General features: G+C 63.5%; 21 protein-coding genes. 10 read left to right on the top strand and 11 right to left on the bottom strand.

Annotation, left to right across the window (positions count from 1 at the left end; all coding sequences use genetic code 11):
* Nucleotides 1-5 precede the first annotated feature (5 nt).
* Entirely contained in the window at nucleotides 6-1,118 is a 1,113-nt protein-coding gene (locus CLU94_RS15455) for a Re/Si-specific NAD(P)(+) transhydrogenase subunit alpha (RefSeq protein ID WP_099666244.1), read from the bottom strand.
* A gap of 412 nt (nucleotides 1,119-1,530) precedes the next feature.
* On the opposite strand from CLU94_RS15455, the gene CLU94_RS15450 reads away from it, so the two are divergent.
* Both CLU94_RS15450 and mnmA read left to right on the top strand, forming a co-directional pair.
* Nucleotides 1,531-2,010 (top strand): NUDIX hydrolase, encoded by a 480-nt coding sequence (locus CLU94_RS15450; protein ID WP_010401817.1) that lies wholly within the window; start codon nucleotides 1,531-1,533, stop codon nucleotides 2,008-2,010.
* A gap of 41 nt (nucleotides 2,011-2,051) precedes the next feature.
* Nucleotides 2,052-3,173, top strand: a complete 1,122-nt coding sequence (gene mnmA / locus CLU94_RS15445; protein ID WP_099666243.1) for a tRNA 2-thiouridine(34) synthase MnmA — start codon at nucleotides 2,052-2,054, stop codon at nucleotides 3,171-3,173.
* Here mnmA and CLU94_RS15440 read toward each other — a convergent pair.
* The 3 genes from CLU94_RS15440 to CLU94_RS15430 all read right to left on the bottom strand — a co-directional run bounded on the left by CLU94_RS15440 (nucleotide 3,170) and on the right by CLU94_RS15430 (nucleotide 5,144).
* Nucleotides 3,170-3,577, bottom strand: a complete 408-nt coding sequence (locus tag CLU94_RS15440; RefSeq protein WP_034779039.1) for a response regulator — start codon at nucleotides 3,575-3,577, stop codon at nucleotides 3,170-3,172. The genes mnmA and CLU94_RS15440 overlap by 4 nt on opposite strands.
* A gap of 50 nt (nucleotides 3,578-3,627) precedes the next feature.
* Nucleotides 3,628-4,401 (bottom strand): 5'-3' exonuclease, encoded by a 774-nt coding sequence (locus CLU94_RS15435; RefSeq protein ID WP_077408804.1) that lies wholly within the window; start codon nucleotides 4,399-4,401, stop codon nucleotides 3,628-3,630.
* Nucleotides 4,402-4,472: 71 nt separating this feature from the next.
* A complete protein-coding gene (locus tag CLU94_RS15430) occupies nucleotides 4,473-5,144 on the bottom strand; it encodes a glutathione S-transferase (protein ID WP_099666242.1) in 672 nt (223 codons plus the stop codon).
* Between the two features lie 163 nt (nucleotides 5,145-5,307).
* On the opposite strand from CLU94_RS15430, the gene CLU94_RS15425 reads away from it, so the two are divergent.
* The 4 genes from CLU94_RS15425 (at nucleotide 5,308) to nagZ (ending at nucleotide 10,932) form a co-directional block, all read left to right on the top strand.
* A complete protein-coding gene (locus CLU94_RS15425) occupies nucleotides 5,308-6,360 on the top strand; it encodes a YjgN family protein (RefSeq protein ID WP_257218824.1) in 1,053 nt (350 codons plus the stop codon).
* 1 nt (nucleotide 6,361) lies between these two features.
* Nucleotides 6,362-7,375, top strand: coding sequence for a M48 family metallopeptidase (locus CLU94_RS15420; protein WP_099666240.1), 1,014 nt, complete (start codon nucleotides 6,362-6,364; stop codon nucleotides 7,373-7,375).
* Nucleotides 7,376-7,598: 223 nt separating this feature from the next.
* A complete protein-coding gene (locus tag CLU94_RS15415) occupies nucleotides 7,599-9,209 on the top strand; it encodes an FMN-binding glutamate synthase family protein (protein ID WP_099666239.1) in 1,611 nt (536 codons plus the stop codon).
* 181 nt (nucleotides 9,210-9,390) lie between these two features.
* Nucleotides 9,391-10,932, top strand: a complete 1,542-nt coding sequence (nagZ, locus tag CLU94_RS15410) for a beta-N-acetylhexosaminidase (protein ID WP_099666238.1) — start codon at nucleotides 9,391-9,393, stop codon at nucleotides 10,930-10,932.
* A 44-nt stretch (nucleotides 10,933-10,976) separates the two neighbouring features.
* Here nagZ and CLU94_RS15405 read toward each other — a convergent pair whose 3' ends face one another.
* The gene (locus CLU94_RS15405) at nucleotides 10,977-11,966 is read right to left on the bottom strand and encodes an oxidoreductase (protein ID WP_099666237.1); all 990 of its coding nucleotides are present in this window, start codon (nucleotides 11,964-11,966) and stop codon (nucleotides 10,977-10,979) included.
* A 128-nt stretch (nucleotides 11,967-12,094) separates the two neighbouring features.
* Here CLU94_RS15405 and CLU94_RS15400 point away from each other — a divergent pair, with 128 nt between their 5' ends.
* On the top strand, nucleotides 12,095-13,015 hold the full coding sequence (locus CLU94_RS15400; RefSeq protein ID WP_099666236.1) for an AraC family transcriptional regulator: 921 nt from the start codon (nucleotides 12,095-12,097) through the stop codon (nucleotides 13,013-13,015).
* Between the two features lie 36 nt (nucleotides 13,016-13,051).
* Here the strand turns inward: CLU94_RS15400 and CLU94_RS28405 are convergent, their stop codons facing one another.
* The 4 genes from CLU94_RS28405 to CLU94_RS15385 form a co-directional block, all read right to left on the bottom strand.
* On the bottom strand, nucleotides 13,052-13,213 hold the full coding sequence (locus CLU94_RS28405; RefSeq protein WP_180278671.1) for a hypothetical protein: 162 nt from the start codon (nucleotides 13,211-13,213) through the stop codon (nucleotides 13,052-13,054).
* A gap of 64 nt (nucleotides 13,214-13,277) precedes the next feature.
* Nucleotides 13,278-13,553, bottom strand: coding sequence for a hypothetical protein (locus tag CLU94_RS15395; protein ID WP_099666235.1), 276 nt, complete (start codon nucleotides 13,551-13,553; stop codon nucleotides 13,278-13,280).
* A gap of 9 nt (nucleotides 13,554-13,562) precedes the next feature.
* Nucleotides 13,563-15,470 carry a ferrous iron transporter B gene (feoB, locus tag CLU94_RS15390; protein ID WP_373610055.1) on the bottom strand — a complete coding sequence of 636 codons (1,908 nt, stop codon included), beginning with the start codon at nucleotides 15,468-15,470 and terminating at the stop codon, nucleotides 13,563-13,565.
* Nucleotides 15,467-15,751 (bottom strand): FeoA family protein, encoded by a 285-nt coding sequence (locus CLU94_RS15385; RefSeq protein WP_077408814.1) that lies wholly within the window; start codon nucleotides 15,749-15,751, stop codon nucleotides 15,467-15,469. Before CLU94_RS15385 ends, feoB begins: the two co-directional genes overlap by 4 nt.
* A gap of 412 nt (nucleotides 15,752-16,163) precedes the next feature.
* Between CLU94_RS15385 and CLU94_RS15380 the strand changes: the two genes are divergently transcribed.
* Both CLU94_RS15380 and CLU94_RS15375 read left to right on the top strand, forming a co-directional pair.
* Complete coding sequence (locus CLU94_RS15380) at nucleotides 16,164-16,379, top strand: (2Fe-2S)-binding protein (protein ID WP_034745611.1); 216 nt, start codon at nucleotides 16,164-16,166, stop codon at nucleotides 16,377-16,379.
* A 17-nt stretch (nucleotides 16,380-16,396) separates the two neighbouring features.
* Nucleotides 16,397-17,098, top strand: a complete 702-nt coding sequence (locus tag CLU94_RS15375) for an energy transducer TonB (protein ID WP_077409313.1) — start codon at nucleotides 16,397-16,399, stop codon at nucleotides 17,096-17,098.
* Nucleotides 17,099-17,252: 154 nt separating this feature from the next.
* Here the strand turns inward: CLU94_RS15375 and CLU94_RS15370 are convergent, their stop codons facing one another.
* Nucleotides 17,253-17,933, bottom strand: a complete 681-nt coding sequence (locus CLU94_RS15370) for a Fe2+-dependent dioxygenase (RefSeq protein ID WP_077408815.1) — start codon at nucleotides 17,931-17,933, stop codon at nucleotides 17,253-17,255.
* Between the two features lie 421 nt (nucleotides 17,934-18,354).
* On the opposite strand from CLU94_RS15370, the gene bfr reads away from it, so the two are divergent.
* On the top strand, nucleotides 18,355-18,831 hold the full coding sequence (gene bfr / locus CLU94_RS15365) for a bacterioferritin (protein ID WP_034745609.1): 477 nt from the start codon (nucleotides 18,355-18,357) through the stop codon (nucleotides 18,829-18,831).
* Between the two features lie 58 nt (nucleotides 18,832-18,889).
* On the opposite strand, the gene CLU94_RS15360 is transcribed toward bfr, so the two are convergent.
* A complete protein-coding gene (locus CLU94_RS15360; RefSeq protein ID WP_099666233.1) occupies nucleotides 18,890-19,504 on the bottom strand; it encodes a glutathione S-transferase N-terminal domain-containing protein in 615 nt (204 codons plus the stop codon).
* Nucleotides 19,505-19,633 lie beyond the last annotated feature (129 nt).

Raw genomic sequence — 19,633 nt, 5'->3', positions numbered from 1 at the left:
GTAACTTATTTACGTAAGATTTCGCTGCCCGCACACACTAGGCTGGCCTTGATGATTTCATCCTCGCGGTCGATCAGCAACTGGTCGTCCTTGTCGATGATGAGCTTCAAGAAGTCCAGCACGTTGCGCGCATACAGGGCCGAAGCGTCGGCCGCCACCAGGGTCGCCAGATTCGGTTCGCCCACGATGTAGACGCCGTGCTTGAGCACCGTCTTGCCCAGTTCCGAGAGCGGGCAATTGCCGCCCTGCTCCACGGCCAGGTCGACGATGACGGAACCGGGTTTCATGGCCTTCACCGTTTCTTCGGAAATGAGCACGGGCGCGGCGCGGCCGGGAATCAGTGCCGTGGTGATGATGATGTCGGCCAGTTTCGCCCGTTCATGCACCAGTTCGGCCTGGCGGCGCATCCAGTCGGCCGGCATGGCGCGCGCATAGCCGCCCGAACCCTTGGCGATCTCTTTTTCTTCATCCGTGAGGAAAGGCACGTCGAGGAACTTGGCGCCCAGCGACTCCACTTGTTCCTTGACGGGCGGGCGCACGTCGGACGCCTCGATGACGGCGCCCAGGCGCTTGGCCGTGGCGATCGCCTGCAGCCCTGCCACGCCCACGCCCATGATCAGCACGCGGGCCGCCTTGACGGTGCCGGCCGCCGTCATCAGCATCGGCATGAAGCGCTGGTAAGTGTTGGCCGCCACCAGCACGGCCTTGTAGCCGGCGATGTTCGCCTGCGACGACAGCACGTCCATCGACTGCGCGCGCGTGATGCGCGGCACGGCTTCCAGCGCGAAGGCGGACAGGCCGGCCGTGGCCATGGCGACGATATTGTCCGCGTCAAACGGGTTCAACATGCCGATCAGTACCGTGCCGCTGGCCATCAGGGCCCGTTCATCGGCATCGGGCGCGCGCACCTTGAGCACGATGGCGCAGCCATAGGCTTCCTGGGCGGTGCCGATCTGCGCGCCGGCGGCGGCATACGCATCGTCGGGAATCGACGCTTGCAGGCCCGCTCCCGATTGCACGACGATCTGATGTTTGGCTGCCAGCTTCTTGACTGTCTCGGGCGTTGCTGCCACCCGTGTTTCACCAGGCCGTGTTTCGGCCGGTATGCCTATCCTCATGATGCCTCCGCTAATTGATAAACTGACTAGAATCTAACACGGAAAGCAGCGCGTTAAACGTTTGTGAACCAGCAACTTTTAGTCGTACGACACTAATTTCACCAGCATCCCACGATTCGTTTCACCATGCGGCGCGGCGCCCATATTGTGGGAAAGGTGTGTCAATCTCACCACAGTCGAGCGTGCGTGCGCGCTTGTTTTGGCCACAGGGAAAGCCTATATTAGCGGGCGTTTCCTGCCATCTTGGCGACTAAGCCCCCATGCTAGTGCGCTCCCCGGGAAAGACGTAAGTACCTCCCACCGCTATTTGCTAAAACGTTGTCATTTATCAATATGTCCGCGCAACAGAAGGCCGGGTTCAAACCGCGCGCGCAGAACAAGATAAAATGTCGGCTCTTTCAAGGATGGAATCATGCCGAGAATCTGGAAACCCTCTGTCACCGTTGCCGCCATCGTCGAGCGCGACGGCCTGTTTTTACTGATTGAAGAAGAGACCAGCGAAGGCATCAAGCTCAACCAGCCGGCCGGTCACCTCGACCCGTTCGAGTCGCTGGAACAGGCGGTGATCCGCGAAACGCTGGAAGAAGCGGCCTACGATTTCATCCCCACGGCACTGGTCGGCATGTACATGTCGCGCTATCAGTCACTGCGCACGGGCGAGGACGTGACCTATTTGCGCTTCACCTTTTGCGGCACGGCCGGCGCCGAGCATGACCGCCCGCTGGACGAAGGCATCATCCGCACCCTGTGGATGACGCGCGACGAGCTGGCGGCGTGCCAGGAACGCCACCGCAGCCCGCTGGTGCTGCAGTGCGTGGACGAATACCTGGCGGGCCGGCGCGCGCCGCTGGCCCTGCTGCACACGCATGCGTCCGTTTTCAATAGCGCATAGCAATACGCATTGCCATATTATTAAAGTAACTGGAAAGCAAGATGAGCAAGAAGAAAGTCGTTATCGGCATGTCGGGCGGGGTCGATTCCTCGGTCGCGGCATGGATGCTGAAGGAACAAGGCTATGAAGTCATCGGCCTGTTCATGAAAAACTGGGAAGATGACGACGATTCGGAATACTGCTCCACGCGCCAGGACTGGATCGACGCGGCCAGCGTGGCCGACGTCATCGGCGTCGATATCGAAGCCGTCAATTTCGCCTCCGAATACAAGGACCGCGTGTTCGCCGATTTCTTGCGCGAATACCAGGCCGGCCGCACGCCGAACCCGGACGTGCTGTGCAACGCCGAAATCAAGTTCAAGGCCTTCCTCGACCACGCCATGACCCTGGGCGCCGACCTGATCGCCACCGGCCACTATGCGCGCGTGCGCCAGGCGCCCACCGATGCGGGCCGCTACGAGCTGCTGAAAGCCGTCGACGCCAGCAAGGATCAAAGCTACTTCCTGCACCGTTTGAACCAGGCGCAGCTGTCCAAGACCTTGTTCCCGCTCGGTGAAATCCCGAAGACGCAAGTGCGCCAGATCGCCGAGAAACTGGCCCTGCCGAACGCGCAAAAGAAGGATTCGACGGGCATCTGTTTTATTGGCGAACGCCCGTTCCGCGAATTTTTGAACCGCTACCTGTCCTACAAGCCGGGCCCGATGAAGACGGCCGACGGCAAGACCGTGGGCGAACACGTGGGACTGAGTTTTTATACGCTGGGCCAGCGCAAGGGCATCGGCATCGGCGGCGTGAAGTCGTACCAGAACGCGGACGGCAGCAGCGACGCCTGGTATGTGGCGCGCAAGGATATCGCCAACAACACGCTGTGGGTGGTGCAGGGCCATGACCACCCGTGGCTGCTGTCGCCATCCTTGACGGCCGACCAGGCCAGCTGGGTGGCAGGCAGCGCACCGCAGGCAGGCGCCTTGAGCGCCAAGACGCGCTACCGCCAGGCCGACGTGGCTTGCCAGCTGCTGCCGGACGGGAATGAACACTTCAGCCTGGCGTTTGACCAGGCGCAATGGGCCGTCACGCCCGGCCAGTCGGCCGTGCTGTATGACGGCGACGTGTGCCTTGGCGGCGGCATCATCGCCAGCGCCACAGGCCTGAGCGGCGTCTAGGAATTGCCTTGCGCGGCGGCAGCGAGTGCCTGCTGCTTGCGCACCATGGCAATGACGGTATTGCGCACGGTTTTCAGGACCGTGTCGGCCATGAACGGTTTCACGATGAAGCCCGACACGCCCATGGCGTGGGCCGCCTGCAGCGAGGCGGCGTCGATGCCGCCCGAGACCATGAAAATGAGCGTCTTCGGATACTGGGCGCGGATGGTCTGCACCACATTGCTCCCGTCTTCCACCTGCTCGCGCGCGATGCACACGAAATGCGGGTGGTGCTTGACCAGCAGCGCCAGCCCCAGCGCGCTGGTATGCGTCTGCCCGCAGACATCGTAGCCGCCATCGGTCAGGACCGTGTTCAGCAGGCCGCGCGCCACGGCGCTGCTATCGATCAGGACTGTCTTTAACATCATGATTACTTTCCTTGCTTGATTTATTCCGTGTTCTGGCCAAAAGAGCTCTATTTTTCCCACACGAGCTTGTTCCAGGTCACGCCTAACGTGACATCCGTTTTCAGCGCCACTAACTTTCTTGAAAGATACAGTATTTCCCGCTCTTTTCGCAGGCTTTCGCCCAGCGCGCCCGGCAAAATGCCCGCGCCAGCCATCACGGCATCGATATTGCCGTAGGCGCGCAACAGTTTCGCGCCCGTCTTCAGGCCGATCTTCGACACGCCGGGGATACTGTCGGTGACGTCGCCCATCAGCGCCAGCAGGTCGGGCAGCAGTTCCGGCGGCACGCCGAACTTTTTCTCGACCCAGGCGTGGTCGTGCCAGATGCCCTTGAAATGGTCCCACACGAGCGCGCCGTGGGCGATCAAGCCGTGCAAATCCTTGTCGGTGGTGGCGATGACGGCCGCGCCGCGCCCCTCGTGCAGCCAGCGCATGACGGCCGTACCGATCACGTCGTCGGCCTCGACCTCGGGAATGCTGACCACGTGCATGCCGAAGCTGGCCAGCGTGGCGTAAAAGCCGGGCAAGGCGTCGCGCAGCACCTGCGGCATGGGCTGGCGCCCCTCGCGGTAACCGGCATACAGGGCGTGGCGCCAGGTGGGGCCGCCAAAGTCGAAGGCCGGCAGGATGTGCGTCGGCTCGTGGTCGTTGATGAGGGTGCGGAACGACGACAGCGCATGGCGCAGCGCGATCTCCGCCTTCAGGTCGGAATCGGGTTCAGGACTGGCTTCGTAGACGCGGCGTACGATATTCAAGCCGTCGATAGCGAGGAGTCTGGCCATGCGGTAAGTGGATGCTGGTTGAATCGGGCATTTTACCGTATGGTTCCCCGCATATCGGCCTTGAATGCCGCTTATTTGACGAAATCGTAGGGCCCGCCTTTTTCCAGCGCGCGCTGGTAGGCCGGGCGTGCATGGATGCGCTGCAGGAAGGCCGTCAGCTTCGGCAGGCGCTCGTCGAGTCCGCCGCGCATGGCCGCCGCTTCCAGCGGAAAGCTCATCTGGATGTCGGCCGCCGTGAATTCATTGCCGGCAAACCATTTGGTTTTTTCCAGCTCCGCTTCCATGTAGGCCAGCTGGCTGTTGATATTGGGCATGATGAAGCTGCTCTTGACCTTGCTGGCGATGCCGCGTGCGATGGGTTTGACGAAAAACGGCATCGGCGACGACTCGACCTTGTCGAACACCAGCTTCAGCAGCAGCGGCGGCATGGCCGAGCCTTCCGCGAAATGCAGCCAGTAGGTCCAGCGCAGCTTGTCCGGCGTGCCCGCCGCCGGGATCAAGCGGCCATTGCCGTAGCGCTCGACCAGGTAGTCGATGATGGCGCCCGATTCGGCGATGGTGTTGGCGCCATCCGTGATCACGGGCGACTTGCCCAGCGGATGCACGGCCTTCAGCGAAGCGGGCGCCAGCATGGTCTTCGGGTCGCGCTGGTAGCGCTTGACCTCGTAGTCGAGGCCCAATTCCTCGAGCAGCCAGAGCACGCGCTGCGAGCGCGAATTGTTCAGATGGTGGACGACGATCATGGTTTTCCCGGTAACAATGGTTGAGTTCCAGTATAGCCGGGGACGGCCGGATCGGGCCAGCGCAAGCGAATCGACGAAAAAATTGCGAAAAACAGTATTTTCAATTGATAACTTTTCAATAATCCCTTATCTTGTTTTGTTTCCAATAAGTAAGGAAACCCCTGTGGATTTCGACGCAAACAACACTACTCCCCGACAAGAAGCCATCACCTTCAGCGCCACCGGCAGCGAATACTTCCGTATCTGGATCGTCAACCTGCTGCTGAGCATCGTCACCCTGGGCATTTATTCCGCCTGGGCCAAGGTGCGCCGCAACCGCTACTTTTACTCGAGCACCCACCTGGCGGGCGGCAGCTTCGAATACCACGGCAACGCCGTCGCCATCCTGAAAGGCCGTATCGCCGCCGTGGTGCTGATCGCCGGCTACAACATCGCCTTCCAGGTCTCGCCCGTCGTGGGCTTGCTGATGTTCGTGCTGCTGGCCGCCATCCTGCCCTGGCTGGTCTGGAAAAGCCTGCAATTCAAGCTGTACAACACCAGCTACCGCGGCATCCGCTTCGGCTTTGGCGGCAGCGCCAAGGAAGCCTACAAGTACTTCCTATGGCTGCCCATCCTGAATACCTTCACGGGCGGCCTGATGACGCCTTTCCTGCACCAGCGCCTGAAGCGCTTCCAGCACACGCAAAGCCGTTTCGGCGCCACCCATTTCAGCTTTGACGCCACGGTCGGCAGCTTCTACAAGACCTATTTGCTGTTCTTCGCGTTGCTGCTGGGCGGCTTGCTGGTCCTGATTTTCGTCGTCTTCGGCAGCGTGTTCGCCTCGTTTGCGGCTAATGCGAATGACAAGACCAAAGTTGGCAGCCTGCTGTTTGCCATCGGCGCCCTGTACCTGTGGGCGTTCACCGTGCTGCCGCTGTTCCTGACCATGATCCAGAACCTGATCTGGAACCACACGCGCCTGCAGCAGCACCAGTTCCAGTCGCAGTTGACGTGGGGCCGCACCACCTTCGTCATGCTGAGCAACCTGCTGGGCATCGTCGTCACCCTGGGCCTGTTTACGCCATTCGCCCACGTGCGCTGGCTGAAGTACCGCCTGGAAGCGACGTCCATGCTGGTGCACGGCAGCCTGGACGAATTTGTCGCCGCCACGGGCCAGCAAGTGTCGGCCACGGGCGAAGGCGTGGTCGACCTGCTGGACTTCGACCTGTCGCTGTAGCATGACGCTCGATCACCACGCGCCGGGCGCGGCACCCGTGCCCGCGCGCTATTTCGACGGCCAGACCTCGCGCCTGTACCACGTCACGCTCAGCGTGCGCGATGGCCAGGCCGTGCTGGCCGGCGACATCGAGCGCAGCTGCCCGCTGGGCGAGCTGCACGTGTCCGAACGCAGCAGCCACGCCGTGCGCAAGGTCAGCTTTGCCGACGGCGCCTACCTGGAAATCGCCGACCAGGCAGCCTTCAACAGCCTGCTGCACGACACGGGCCACCGCGACGGCTGGGTGGTGCGGCTGCAGCAAAGCTGGCGCGGCGCCCTGCTGGCCACGGTGGCCACCATCGTGGCCCTGTGGCTCAGCTATCAATACCTGCTGCCGCTGGCGGCCAAGGGCATCGCGTACACCCTGCCGCAGTCGGTCGAACGGCAGCTGGGCCAGGGCGTGCTCGACATGCTGGACCGCCATGTATTCGCGCCCAGCCAGCTCGATGGCGCGCGCCAGCAAGCCTTGCGCGCCCAGTTCGCGCGCCTGGCCACGCCCGGCGACAGCACGCCCGAGCACCGCATCGTGTTTCGCAAGAGCAAGATCGGCCCGAACGCGTTTGCCCTGCCGTCCGGCGACATCGTGCTGACCGATGAAATGATCGAACTGCTGCCGGACGACCAGGCCATCATGGGCGTGCTGGCGCATGAACTGGGACACTTGCAGCAGCGCCACCTGACGCGGCGCATCATCCAGACCTCGGCCGTGGGTGCCGGCGCCGCGCTGCTGTTCGGCGACGTGTCGACGGTGGTGGCGACCCTGCCGCCGCTGCTGCTGGACTTGAAGTACTCGCGCGATGTCGAACGCGACGCGGACGACTACGCGATCGCCATGCTGCGCCAGAACGGCATCCCGCTGGAACACCTGGCGCAGGTGTTTGTCGCCCTGGGCAAGCTGGACCACGGCACGCCGTACCTGTCGAGCCATCCGGCCAGCGCCGAACGGGTCGAGCGCATCCGCGCCGCACAACGGTGAACACCTGACCAAACCTACTGCGCGTCGCGCTTTGCGGCCGGCGATGCTCACCGTACTAAAGTACGGTTGCGCTTCTCGGCCACAAATCGCTACCGCTCGCTACGGTTTTGTCAGGTGTCGCACGTATGGATAGCGTCACTCTGACAGTACACTTTGCCAGTCAGCAAGATCTACAAATCACCGGTACACTCAGCAATATCAGCCTGACTTCCCCGGAGTGCCCATGCACCTAGTACCATTTCGCTACCTGACCTTCATTGCGACGGCAGCCATCTTTGTCCTGTCCCTGTTTTACTACGATCACTACTGGCTGCCCGTGCTGGCCGGCGCGCTGACCCTGGTCGGCATCAGCGACCTGCTGCAAACGAAGCGCGCCCTGCGCCGCAATTACCCCATCCTCGCGCACTTCCGCTTCTTTTTTGAAAGCATCCGCCCCGAAATCCGCCAGTATTTCCTGGAAAGCGACAGCGAGGCGACGCCGTTCTCGCGCAGCCAGCGCAGCATCGTCTACCAGCGCGCCAAGGAACAGACGGACAAGCGCCCGTTCGGCACCCAGCTCGACGTGTACGAAGCTGGCTATGAATGGATCAACCATTCCATCGCCCCCGCCAAGGTGACGGGCCACGACTTCCGCATCGACATCGGCAACCATCCGGACTGCCCGCGCTCAAAACCGTATTCGGCCAGCGTCTTCAACATCTCGGCGATGAGCTTTGGCGCCCTGTCGGCCAACGCCATCCTGGCCCTGAACGGCGGCGCGCGCAGCGGCGGCTTCATGCACGACACGGGCGAAGGCAGCATCAGCCCCTACCACCGCGAAAACGGCGGCGACCTGGTGTGGGAAATCGGCTCCGGCTACTTCGGCTGCCGCAACCAGGACGGCACGTTTTCCGAGGAACGCTTCATCGCCAACGCCAGCTCCGAGCAGGTGAAAATGATCGAGCTAAAAATGTCGCAGGGCGCCAAGCCGGGCCACGGCGGCGTGCTGCCGGGGCCGAAAGTGACGATCGAGATCGCCACCACGCGCGGCGTGATGGTGGGCGAGGATTGCATCTCGCCGGCCGCGCACAGCGCCTTTTCCACGCCGCTGGAAATGCTGCACTTCATCGACCGCCTGCGCACGCTCTCCGGTGGCAAGCCGACAGGCTTCAAGCTCGCCATCGGCCACCCGTGGGAATTCTTCGCCATCGTCAAATCCATGCTGGAAACGGGCATCACGCCCGACTTCATCGTTGTCGACGGCAGCGAAGGGGGCACGGGCGCCGCGCCCCTGGAATTTACGGACCACGTGGGCACGCCGCTGCAGGAAGCGCTGGTGCTCGTGCATAACACCCTGGTGGGCGCCAACCTGCGCGACAGGATCAAGATCGGCTGCTCGGGCAAGATCATCACGGCCTTCGACATCGCCCGCCTGCTGGCGCTGGGCGCCGACTGGTGCAATTCGGCGCGCGGCTTCATGTTCGCCCTGGGCTGCATCCAATCGCAAAGCTGCCATACGGACCGCTGCCCCACGGGCGTGGCCACGCAAGACCCGCAGCGCCAGCGTGCGCTGGTGGTGTCGGACAAGATCTCGCGCGTGGCGCACTTCCACCAGAACACCATGAAGGCGCTGGCCGAACTGATCGCCGCCGCCGGCCTGGCGCATCCGCAGGAACTGCGCCCGCACCACCTGGTGCGCCGCATCTCGCCGAACCAGGTGAAACTGGCCTCGGCCCTGCTGCCCTTCCTCGAAGCGGGCCAGCTGCTCGACCCGAGCCAGCTGCCGCAGCTGCCGCCCGTGTTCGGCCTGTACTGGCCGAAGGCGCAATCGGCATCGTTCCAGCGCCTGGATTGAACCCGGCTTTGCGCAAGTGGAGCAATACCACTTAATAACCACTTGCGCAAAAACCCAAATCCAATACAATACCAAAATAAGGTCAAAACCAAGGCAGCTTTCCGGTGAGCGCTCCATTGCGCCGCCGCGGGCCACAATACGGACTTGTCGTCATCAGAATGAATACCGGAGGAGTTGCAGCATGGAGCAGGGTTTGCGCGAGAAAGTAGGACAGCTATTCATGGTGGGCTTCGACGCCCTGCAGGCGGACGAGCATATCAAGACCTTGATACGCGACAAGAAGGTGGGCGGCGTGATCCTGTTCCGCCGCAACGTGCACACGCCCGCGCAAGTGTCCGCCCTGTGCCGCGAACTGCAGGAGATCAACGCGGAAGTATCCGACATTCCGCTGCTGATCTCCATCGACCAGGAAGGCGGCATGGTGATGCGCATCGAGCAGGGCGTCACGCCGATTCCCGCCGCGATGGCTTTCCAGGCGGCCGGCTCCATCGACGATTGCGAACGCATGAACCAGATCAGCGGCGATGAAATGCGCCAGGTGGGCATCAACCTGCTGCTCGCCCCCGTGCTGGACGTAAACAACAACCGCAACAACCCCGTCATCGGCGTGCGCGCGTATGGCGAGGATGCCGCCACCGTCATCGACTACGGCATGGCGGCCATGCGCGGCCAGCGCGCCAGCGGCATGGCCGTCACCGCCAAGCACTTCCCCGGCCACGGCGACACGGCCATCGACACGCATTACGCCATGGCCCTGGTCCCGCACGACAAGGAACGCCTGCGCGCCGTGGAACTGGCGCCCTTCCGCGCGGCCATTGCCGGCGGCGTCGACGCCATCATGACGGCGCACGTGGTCTTCCCCGCCTTCGAGTCCGACACCAGCGTGCCGGCCACCCTGTCGCAAGGCGTGCTGACGGACCTGCTGCGCGGTGAAATGGGTTACAAGGGCGTCGTCATCACCGACTGCCTGGAAATGGCGGCGATTGCCGACGGCATCGGCATCGCCCAGGGCGCCATCGCTACCTTGCAGGCAGGCGCCGACATCGTCCTCATTTCGCACCGCGAAGCACAGCAGACGGCCGCCATCGACGCCGTCATCGCCGCCGTGCAGCGCGGCGACATCGCGCTCTCCCGCATCGACGCGGCCTGTGCCCGCGTGGCTGAACTCAAGCGCAACCGCGCCGTGCGCGACTGGCGCGCGCGCCCGCTCACCCCGCCGGCGCTGATGCAGCCGGCCGCCATGGCCCTGTCGCAGCTGCTGCAAAAAGCGGCATTGCGCGTGCAGGGCGACTACCGCCCGCTCGACGCGGGCCTGCCCGTGACCCTGCTGACGGTGGAAGTGCGTTCGCGCAGCGAAATCGACGAAGTGGCGCTGGGCCGCAACAAGGAAGCGCGCAGCTCGATGCTGCCGGCGCTGCTCGAAGCGGGCCTGGACGTGCGCGAGTACGCCTTGTCGGCCGAGGCGCTGGACGAAGAAGTCAATGCGGCCATCGCCTTTGCGCAAGGCGCGCAGCAGATCGTGCTGCAAACGTATAACGCCATGTTCGTCGACGGCCAGCGACGCCTCGTCGACGCCCTGCCGCAGGATAAACTGTGGCTGGTGGCGGGCCGCCTGCCGTATGACCTGGACCTGGCGCCGAATGCGCAAGGCCGCCTGGCCGCCTTCGGCTGCCGCCCGGCCGCGCTGGTGCCCGTGGTGGAAAAACTGGCGGGCAAGGCGTAAAGCCACGCCCCCTCCTGCACATGCCGGGCCTTGCCCGGCATTTTTTATGCCGCGTCGCAATCGAAGCGCACGCCCGTCATCTGTTCGCTCAGCATCCATAGCCGGCTTGCCTGCCCGGGATCGATGGCCCAGCGCCGCACGCCCGGCCCCATGCTGTCGTCCTCCACCAAGGGGGCGATATCGCCATCCTCGCAATACACGCCGCCAATGCCCTCAAGCTGCGCGCTGGTGGCGCACCAGACGGTGGTGGCCGCTCCCTGCGCCACATTCTTGAAACCCGACTGCGGCGGCGGATTCACGTGGCCCGCATCGTCAAGCGCTCCCACCCTGCGCAAATCATCCTGGTCCAGGTGGCGCACCAGCGGCGTCAGGATGGCGCCCGGATGCAGCGAAAAGGCGCGCACGCCGTGCGCCGCGCCGCGACGGTCCAGTTCCACGGCAAACAGCGCATTGGCGCTTTTCGACTGCGCATATGCGCGCCATTTGTCGTACGGCTGGCGCAGGAAATGCGGGTCGTCCAGGTCGACGCCCGCCTGCCGGTGTCCCAGCGACGACACGCACACGACGCGCGCGCCCTGCGCCTGCCGCAAGGCGGGCCACAGGCGCGCCGTCAACTGGAAATGCCCCAGGTGATTCGTCGCGAACTGCGCCTCGTAGCCACGCGCATCGCGCAGCAAGGGCATGGCCATGATGCCGGCGCCGTTCACCAGCAGGTGCAGGGTGCGGCCGGTGGCAAGGAAGGCGGCCGCGAATGCGTCGATCGATTGCGGATCGAACAGGTCGAGCACCGCGACCTCCACGCCAGCCATGCCGGCCAGGGCCGCTTGCGCCTGATGCTGGTCGCGCGCCGGCACCAGCACCCTGGCGCCGGCGCCAGCCAGCACGCGCACCGTTTCCAGCCCCAGGCCCGACGCGCCGCCCGTGACGATGGCCTGCACGCCGGACAGGTCGCGGCCAGCCAGCACCTCGCTGGCGGTCGTGGCCGCGCCGAAGCCGGAATGAAGGGGAATTTGCCTGTGATCGCCGTATGTCATGTCTGCCTCTGCATGTGGGTGGCCAGCGCGGGATGGCTGGCGACATGCGTATTTTGCGCGAGCAGTTCTGGACGGTGAATGGCGTAAAATCCGCAATACTATCGCCATCGTCCAGAATTGCCGCCACCATGGATTTGCTCTCCGATGTACTCTCGCTGTTTGATACGCGCAGCTCCTACTTTGCCGGCCTGAAGGCGGGCGGCGAGTGGGCCATCGATTTTCCACCGCCGGACGGCATCAAGTTCAACGCCGTGATCGAAGGCGCTTGCTGGCTGACGGTCGCGGGTATCGACGCTCCCGTGCAGCTGCAGACGGGCGACTGCTTCCTGCTGGCGCCGGGACGCGCGTTCACCCTGGCCAGCACGCCCGGCTTGCCGGCCGCGCCAGCGCTGGAAGTGTACCGGTACACGCAGCAGGGCGTGGCCCGCCACGGCGCGCCGCAGCACGATTTCTTCCTCATCGGCGGGCGCTTCCACTTTGGCGACGAGGCGGCCATCCTGCTCGACTGCCTGCCGCCGCTGCTGCACGTGCGCGGCGATACGGACCAGGCCAGCGTGCTGCACTGGGCCTTGCAACGGCTGGCGCAGGAACTGCAGGCGACGGCGCCCGGCGCGGCGCTGATGACGCGCCACCTTGGCCACATGATGCTGCTGCAAATGCTGCGCCAGTATCTTGAAGCGCAGGCCTCGCACCCGGTGGGCTGGCTGTTCGCGCTGGCCGATCCACGGCTGCGCGCCGCCATCGAGGCCATGCACGCGCAACCGGCGCGGCGCTGGACCTTGTCGCAGCTGGCTGCCGTCGCGGGGCAGTCGCGCTCCGCCTTTGCCTTGCACTTCAAGAAGCGGGTGGGCGTAACGCCGCTCGACTATCTGCTGCGCTGGCGCATGCGCCTGGCCACGCGGCGCCTGAAGGGCGGCAGCGCGCCCGTCACCTTGATCGCGCAGGCGCTGGGCTACGATTCCGACAGCGCCTTCAGCCACGCCTTCAAGCGCGTCATGGCTTGCTCGCCGCGCCAGTACCGGCTGCGCCACGCGGATGCGCAGGCGTAAAAAAAACCCGCGCTTGCGGGTTTTAATCATACAAGGTCAGCGCGCCAGCACCGGCGGCAAGGCCGCCACCGCCAGCAAGGCAAACGGTCCGAGAAACAGGCCGATGCCGAACCACAGTCCCCCGTGGCGGCCGCGCCGGCTGGCCAGCAGCCAGGTGGCGACCGCAAACAAAAACATGAAGATCAACAGTATCGCCATTGCCACTCCTTGCCATGCGGAAAGCCCAGTGTAGCCCACGGGCGCGCCCGTGGCTACACTGCAATTAGCGCTGCACCTGCATCAGTATCACGCGCTTGCTGCTGCCATCGGCTGGCGGCGCGCTTGACGGCGGCGGCGGGCTGTCGCACGAGCCGCAGGAACCGCAACCGCTGCCGCAGCCCGGCGCCACCTTGAAGAAGGTCGACATCTTCGCTTCATCGAGGCCGCAGCGCACGAGGCCCCGCACGATGGCGCGGCGCACGCCCGCCGGCAGGTACTTGGTTGAAAAATGCAACAGCGCGGCTGCGACGATCAGGGCGACGATGAGGGTTTGCCACATGGTTTTCTCCTAAGCGCCCAGCATCAGGGCGACGCGGTACGTGATGAACGAGGCGGCATACGCCAGGGCAAACATGTAGCCGGCCATCAGCAGCGGATAGCGCCAGCCGCCCGTCTCGCGCTTGACCACGGAGAGCGTCGACAGGCACTGCGGCGCGAACACATACCAGGCCAGCAAGGACAGCGCGGTCGCCAGCGACCACGAATGGGCGATCAGCGGCTCCAGGGTGGTGGCCAGCGCATCGCCCGTCTGCGACAGCGCATACACGGTACCCAGGGCGCCGACGGCCACTTCGCGCGCCGCCATGCCCGGCACCAGCGCGATGCAGATCTGCCAGTTGAAGCCGATGGGCGCGAAGATCACTTCCAGGCCGCGGCCCAGGATGCCGGCCAGGCTGTAGTAGATCGGCGGGTGGATGGCGTTATCCGGCGCGCCGGGGAAGGTGCTGAGGAACCACAGGATGATCATCAGGCTCAGGATGATGGTACCGACGCGCGTGAGGAAGATCTTCGCGCGCTCCCACAGGCTGACGGCCAGGTTGCGCAAGTGCGGCCAGTGATAGGCGGGCAATTCCAGCATCAGCGGCTGGTTGCCGCGCACGCCCATGCCGCGCTTCATGACCCAGGCCACGGCCATGGCCGAGATGATGCCGGCGAAGTACAGCACGAACAGCACCAGGCCTTGCAGGCTCAGATAGCCCCATACCTGGCGTTCCGGGATGAAGGCGGCGATGATCAGCGCATACACGGGCAGGCGCGCCGAACACGTCATCAGCGGCGCGATCATGATGGTGACCAGGCGGTCGCGCGGATTCTGGATGGTACGCGCCGCCATCACGCCGGGAATGGCGCAGGCAAAGCTCGACAGCAGCGGGATGAAGGCGCGGCCGGACAGGCCCACGCCGCCCATCAGGCGGTCCAGCAGGAAGGCGGCGCGCGGCAGGTAGCCGCAGTCTTCCAGGCTCAGGATGAAGAAGAACAGGATCAGGATCTGCGGCAGGAACACCAGCACGCTGCCGACGCCGCCGATGATGCCTTCCACCAGCAGGCTTTTCAGGTGACCGTCTGGCATGTTCGCCGTCAGTACGGCGCCCAGGTGGCCCACGCCATCGGTGATCATTTCCATCGGCGTGGCGGCCCAGGCAAACACGGCCTGGAAGATCAGGAACATCAGCACGGCCAGGATGATGGGGCCGAACACGGGGTGCAGCACCACGTCGTCGATCTTTTCCGTCAGGTTGCCCTTGTCGCTCGTGTCATTGCTGACGGCGGACAGGATGCGGCGCACTTCGCGCTGGGTTTCTTCGACGGTGACGGCATCGATGGCCGCCAGCGGTTTCGCTGCCACGGCCGGCAGCGGCAGCATGGCGTCGATGGCGTTCAGCAGGGCTTTTTCGCCATCGTGCTGCACCGCCACGGTTTCCACCACGGGCATGCCCAGTTCCTGCGACAGTTTCACCGTGTCGATCAGCATGCCGCGCTTGCGCGCCACGTCCGTCATGTTCAGCGCCAGCAGCATGGGCAGGCCCAGGCGCTTGACTTCCAGCACCAGGCGCAGATTCAGGCGCAGGTTGGTGGCGTCGACAACGCAGATGATGGCGTCCGGACGCGGGTCGCCGCGGCGCAAGCCGCCCACCACGTCGCGCGTGATGGCTTCATCGGGCGTGGTGGCCGACAGGCTGTAGGCGCCCGGCAGGTCGAGCAAGCGCACGGGCTTGCCGGCTGGCGAGGTGAAATGGCCTTCCTTGCGCTCGATGGTCACGCCGGCGTAGTTCGCCACTTTCTGGCGCGCGCCCGTCAAACGGTTGAACAGGGCGGTCTTGCCGCAGTTCGGATTGCCCAGCAAGGCAATTTGTGGCTGATGCGGCGGCTTGTGCACGCCTGCATCCACGATAGTTTCGACAGCACCCATGGTCATTCCGGTTGAAGCAGCGGTTGAATCGTAATCAGCGCCGCTTCGAAGCGGCGCAGTGCGAACGTGGCATTGCCGACCTTGATGGCCAGCGGATCGCCGCCGGGAATGCCGCGCTTGAGCATGCGGATTCGTTCGCCGGGAACGAATCCCAGCTCCATCAGGCGGCGGGCCAGGTCGACGCCGTCCTCCGTCTGTCCTGCCGTGTGGGGCGTGATATGCAACACCGTGCCGCTCTGGCCGACTGCCAGCGCATCGAGCGTCATCATGGGTGGAACTAGAGTCATGAGCAAATTCCGTTCAAATTAAGAACACCTGATACCGGCGACGGCGCAAGGCGCCTTGCACCGGTTCCAGGTTTGTGACGTAAAACGCAACTGTTGCGCATTACCGACAAGCGGCCATTCAATCCGTCCAGACGGCGACCGTCCGAGACAATACCAGCATTATAAACATGAATGCGAATAGTTTTTATTTAGCCCGGAGAGCCGCCCCCATCAAGGGCTGCGTCATTCGGAAACATGGCCTGTGAAGCTGCGGCGCCAGGCCGCCAACTGCCGCACACTTGATCAAAATCACTTGCATTGTCCCCCGCTTTGCGCGACAATGAAACGTAATGATAATGATTCTCATTAAAACACTAGCAACAATGCTTTCCAGCACTAGTGTCTGTTCATCCTCCAGCCAGAAGGTGTATCAATGATTGTATGTGTCTGCAACAACATATCTGATCGTGAAATCCGTCAAGCCGTCGATCTTGGCCTGTCCAGCATGGCCGAACTGCGCCGCGACCTGGGCGTGGCCACCTGCTGCGGCAAATGCCACACCTGCGCGCGGGAAGTGCTGAACGATCACCTGAACGCCACCGTGGCGCTGCAAGAAACCGTATTGATGCGAGCTGTACTGACAAACTAAAGAAAGCGATGAACGCCATGACGATGATGCCCCCGCCCGTAACGGTGCAGGCCGTGCAGCAATTTGCCGACTTCGACAAGAAGCGCAACAAATTCGCGCCGCTGATGGCCATCGTCGTCCTGCACATCGCCGGCTTTTACGCCATCCAGAGCGGCCTGCTGAGCCGCGTGGTCACGGCGGCCATGCCGACCATCACCACCATCAGCATCATCGCCCCGCCGGCGCCGCCCAAGCCGCCAGCGCCGTCCGTACCGAAAACCGTGGAATTGAGCGCCCCCGTGCCGCGCGCCGTGATCCCGCCGCTGCCGCTGATCGCCGTGGCGCCGAGCGAACCGACGATCACGCCGCCGCAGCCGACGCGCGCCGAAGCGGCACCGGTTGCCACCGCTGCGCCGACAGCGCCATCGACACCGTCGCCCACGCCTCCGGCGCCGTCGACGCCGCGCACCGTCAGCAGCGTCGAATACATCAAGGCGCCGCAACTGATCTACCCGAATCTGTCGCGCCGCCTGGGCGAGAGCGGCACCGTGGTGTTGCGCATCCTGATCAATGAAAAGGGCTTGCCCGAGCAAATCCTGATCCATAAATCGACCGGCTACGGCAACCTCGACGAAGCGGGCCGCCAGGCCGCCCAGCGCGCGCTGTTCAAGCCGATGATCGAAAACGGCAAGCCTGTTCCCGTGTACGTGTTAGTACCGCTGACCTTCCAACTGAGCTAGCCTTCCGGCGGCCCTTGCGCCGCTGCCAGCCCGCAAGCACCGCACCCTGTGCCCTGCTTGCTTTTTTGCGCCCTGTTTTCTGTACCAGTCAAGCAACTGCTTGTTTCAGTCTGCCAGCCTACATCCCCGGGCCAGGCAGACTTTTTTTTGCGCGCTACATCTCCGCCCACATCCTGAGCAGGTTGTGATAATGCCCCGTCAAGCCCACCGTCGCCGGCGAATCGCCGTGTTCTCCGCGCACGCTCTGGATGTTTTGATCGAGCTCAAACAGCATGCTGCGCTTCCAATCCTCGCGCACCATGCTTTGCGTCCACAGGAAGGAGCAGATGCGCTCGCCGCTGGTGACGGGCAGTACCTGATGCACGCTGCTCGACGGATACACGATCACGTCGCCGGCCGGCAATTTCACTTCATGCGTGCCATACGCGTCGACCACCACCAGCTCGCCGCCTTCGTACTCGTCCGGCTCGCTCAAAAACACGGTCGACGAGACGTCGGCGCGCATCGATTGCATGCCGTTTTTCGGCGTGCGGATGGCGCCGTCGATATGCAGGCCATAGTGCTCGCCGCCCGCATAGCTGTTGAAGAACGGCGGCAGGATGCGCAGCGGCAGCACGGCGGAAAAGAACAGGGGATTGGCCATCAGCGCACGGCTGACGATCTCGCCCAGTTCCAGCGCCAGCGGCGAACCTTCCGCCAGCTGGCGGTTGCGCTTGACTTGCGCGCCTTGTGCCCCGACGCTGGCGCGCCCGTCGACCCAGTCCGTCTGCGCCAGGCGCTGGCGAAACTGCGTGACCTGTTCCGGCGTCAGCACGCCGGGTATATGCAGCATCATCTTGCTATCCTTTTTCAGTAAATATCGCTGCCTGATTATCGCATCGCCGGCAGCGCCCAAGAAGACACAAAAGCAAGAACGGACCAACATTTCACGCCTTTTCAGCGCGGCCATGCAGGCGCGCCAGCAGCAGCAAAAAAGCGCCAGGAACGCGAATGAGAATGGCCATCATTTTCCTTAGCAAATAAAAAACGGAAAAATGTGCCAATCCATTTGAGAATGGGTTTTATTCGCACGATATTTACGTTAAAAAGACGGAAAAATGCCGTTTACCGCCCGAAATCGCCCATATTTTGCGCTATCATGCGGGCATAGCGAAACCGGCAACCTGCGCGCCACCAGGCAGCCAGCGCCACCCGGCAGTGAACGCCAGCAGCCTCCGGTTTCATCATCGAACGCGACACAGAACAAAGGAAATCCCATGAAGGGCGATAAAGAAGTCATCCGCATGCTCAACGCACAGCTCACCAACGAACTGTCGGCCATTAACCAGTACTTCCTGCATGCGCGCATGTACAAGCACTGGGGCCTGGAGAAGCTGGGCAAGAAGGAATACGAAGAATCGATCGGCGAAATGAAACACGCCGACAAGCTGATCGACCGCATCCTGATGCTCGACGGCCTGCCGAACCTGCAAGCGCTGCACAAGCTGCTGATCGGCGAGAACACGCCGGAAATGCTGGAATGCGACTTGAAGCTGGAACGCGCCGCGCACGCCACCGTCAAGGAAGGCATCGCCATCAGCGAAAAAGCGGGCGACTACGTCTCGCGCGACCTGTTCCTGATGATCCTGGAAGACACGGAAGAACATATCGACTGGCTGGAAACGCAGATCGACCTGATCGCCAAAGTCGGCATCCAGAACTACCTGCAAAGCCAGATGGCGATTGAGGAGTAATTTTTCTTCGAGGCAGATAAAAAAACCGGCAATCGCCGGTTTTTTTACGTCCGCGCCTTTACTGCGGCACGGTATCCTTGAACGATGGCCGTTCGGACAGTTTGTCGAACAGGCGCGCCAGCGCGGGGTGATCGGCGCGCCAGTCGATTTCCGGGAAGCGGAAGCTGAGCCAGCCCAGGGTGCAGCCCACGGCCACGTCGGCCAGGGTGTAGTTCTTGCCGGCGCAATATGCGCTCTCGCCCAGGCGCGCTTCCAGCGCCGCCAGGCCCAGGGTGACTTTGTCCAGCTGGCGCGCGATCCAGGCCGCGCTTTGCTGCTCGGGCGGGCGCTGCGTGCGCTCCAGGCGCACCAGCACGCCCGCGTCGAGAATGCCGTCGGCCAGCGCTTCCCAGTTCTTGATGTCGGCCCGCTCGCGGCCGTTGCCGCCGGCCGGCAGCAGCTTGCACACGGGCGTGAGCGTGTCGAGGTATTCGACGATGACTTTCGAATCGATCAAGGTGCTGCCATCCTCCATCACCAGGCAGGGCACCTTGCCCAGGGGATTGGCCTGGGCGATGCGGGTTTCCGGCACCCACACGTTTTCCAGCTCGAAGACATAGTCGAGCTTTTTTTCCGCCAGCACGATGCGGGCTTTGCGGACATACGGGCTGGCGAGGGAACCGATCAGTTTCATAGGTACTTTAAGGTAAGGGAGCAGCAAGCAGTATAGCATCGGCGGCAGCGCTGTTTGGCAGCACGCGCCCGGCGGCCCGGCGGGTGTGGCAGGCACGCCGCATCGGCGCCGGATTCGGTCCAAAAGCGG

The organism is Janthinobacterium sp. 13 (assembly GCF_002749695.1).
Lineage (GTDB): Bacteria > Pseudomonadota > Gammaproteobacteria > Burkholderiales > Burkholderiaceae_D > Janthinobacterium > Janthinobacterium kumbetense.
The sequence above is the reverse complement of the archived record's forward strand: the minus strand, read 5'-3'. Positions and strand labels throughout refer to the sequence as shown.

What these genes read in the sequence shown, in the direction of transcription:
- CLU94_RS15420 (WP_099666240.1), top strand. Translation starts at nt 6,362, where the DNA reads ATGACGCTCGATCACCACGCGCCGGGCGCGGCACCCGTGCCCGCGCGC.
- CLU94_RS15405 (WP_099666237.1), bottom strand. Translation starts at nt 11,966, where the DNA reads ATGACATACGGCGATCACAGGCAAATTCCCCTTCATTCCGGCTTCGGC.
- CLU94_RS15385 (WP_077408814.1), bottom strand. Translation starts at nt 15,751, where the DNA reads ATGACTCTAGTTCCACCCATGATGACGCTCGATGCGCTGGCAGTCGGC.
- CLU94_RS15360 (WP_099666233.1), bottom strand. Translation starts at nt 19,504, where the DNA reads ATGAAACTGATCGGTTCCCTCGCCAGCCCGTATGTCCGCAAAGCCCGC.
- CLU94_RS15380 (WP_034745611.1), top strand. Translation starts at nt 16,164, where the DNA reads ATGATTGTATGTGTCTGCAACAACATATCTGATCGTGAAATCCGTCAA.
- CLU94_RS15430 (WP_099666242.1), bottom strand. Translation starts at nt 5,144, where the DNA reads ATGATCGTCGTCCACCATCTGAACAATTCGCGCTCGCAGCGCGTGCTC.
- CLU94_RS15450 (WP_010401817.1), top strand. Translation starts at nt 1,531, where the DNA reads ATGCCGAGAATCTGGAAACCCTCTGTCACCGTTGCCGCCATCGTCGAG.
- CLU94_RS15395 (WP_099666235.1), bottom strand. Translation starts at nt 13,553, where the DNA reads ATGTGGCAAACCCTCATCGTCGCCCTGATCGTCGCAGCCGCGCTGTTG.
- CLU94_RS15370 (WP_077408815.1), bottom strand. Translation starts at nt 17,933, where the DNA reads ATGATGCTGCATATACCCGGCGTGCTGACGCCGGAACAGGTCACGCAG.
- CLU94_RS15375 (WP_077409313.1), top strand. Translation starts at nt 16,397, where the DNA reads ATGACGATGATGCCCCCGCCCGTAACGGTGCAGGCCGTGCAGCAATTT.
- nagZ (WP_099666238.1), top strand. Translation starts at nt 9,391, where the DNA reads ATGGAGCAGGGTTTGCGCGAGAAAGTAGGACAGCTATTCATGGTGGGC.
- CLU94_RS15435 (WP_077408804.1), bottom strand. Translation starts at nt 4,401, where the DNA reads ATGGCCAGACTCCTCGCTATCGACGGCTTGAATATCGTACGCCGCGTC.
- mnmA (WP_099666243.1), top strand. Translation starts at nt 2,052, where the DNA reads ATGAGCAAGAAGAAAGTCGTTATCGGCATGTCGGGCGGGGTCGATTCC.
- CLU94_RS15415 (WP_099666239.1), top strand. Translation starts at nt 7,599, where the DNA reads ATGCACCTAGTACCATTTCGCTACCTGACCTTCATTGCGACGGCAGCC.
- CLU94_RS28405 (WP_180278671.1), bottom strand. Translation starts at nt 13,213, where the DNA reads ATGGCGATACTGTTGATCTTCATGTTTTTGTTTGCGGTCGCCACCTGG.
- bfr (WP_034745609.1), top strand. Translation starts at nt 18,355, where the DNA reads ATGAAGGGCGATAAAGAAGTCATCCGCATGCTCAACGCACAGCTCACC.
- CLU94_RS15400 (WP_099666236.1), top strand. Translation starts at nt 12,095, where the DNA reads ATGGATTTGCTCTCCGATGTACTCTCGCTGTTTGATACGCGCAGCTCC.
- CLU94_RS15440 (WP_034779039.1), bottom strand. Translation starts at nt 3,577, where the DNA reads ATGTTAAAGACAGTCCTGATCGATAGCAGCGCCGTGGCGCGCGGCCTG.
- feoB (WP_373610055.1), bottom strand. Translation starts at nt 15,470, where the DNA reads ATGACCATGGGTGCTGTCGAAACTATCGTGGATGCAGGCGTGCACAAG.
- CLU94_RS15455 (WP_099666244.1), bottom strand. Translation starts at nt 1,118, where the DNA reads ATGAGGATAGGCATACCGGCCGAAACACGGCCTGGTGAAACACGGGTG.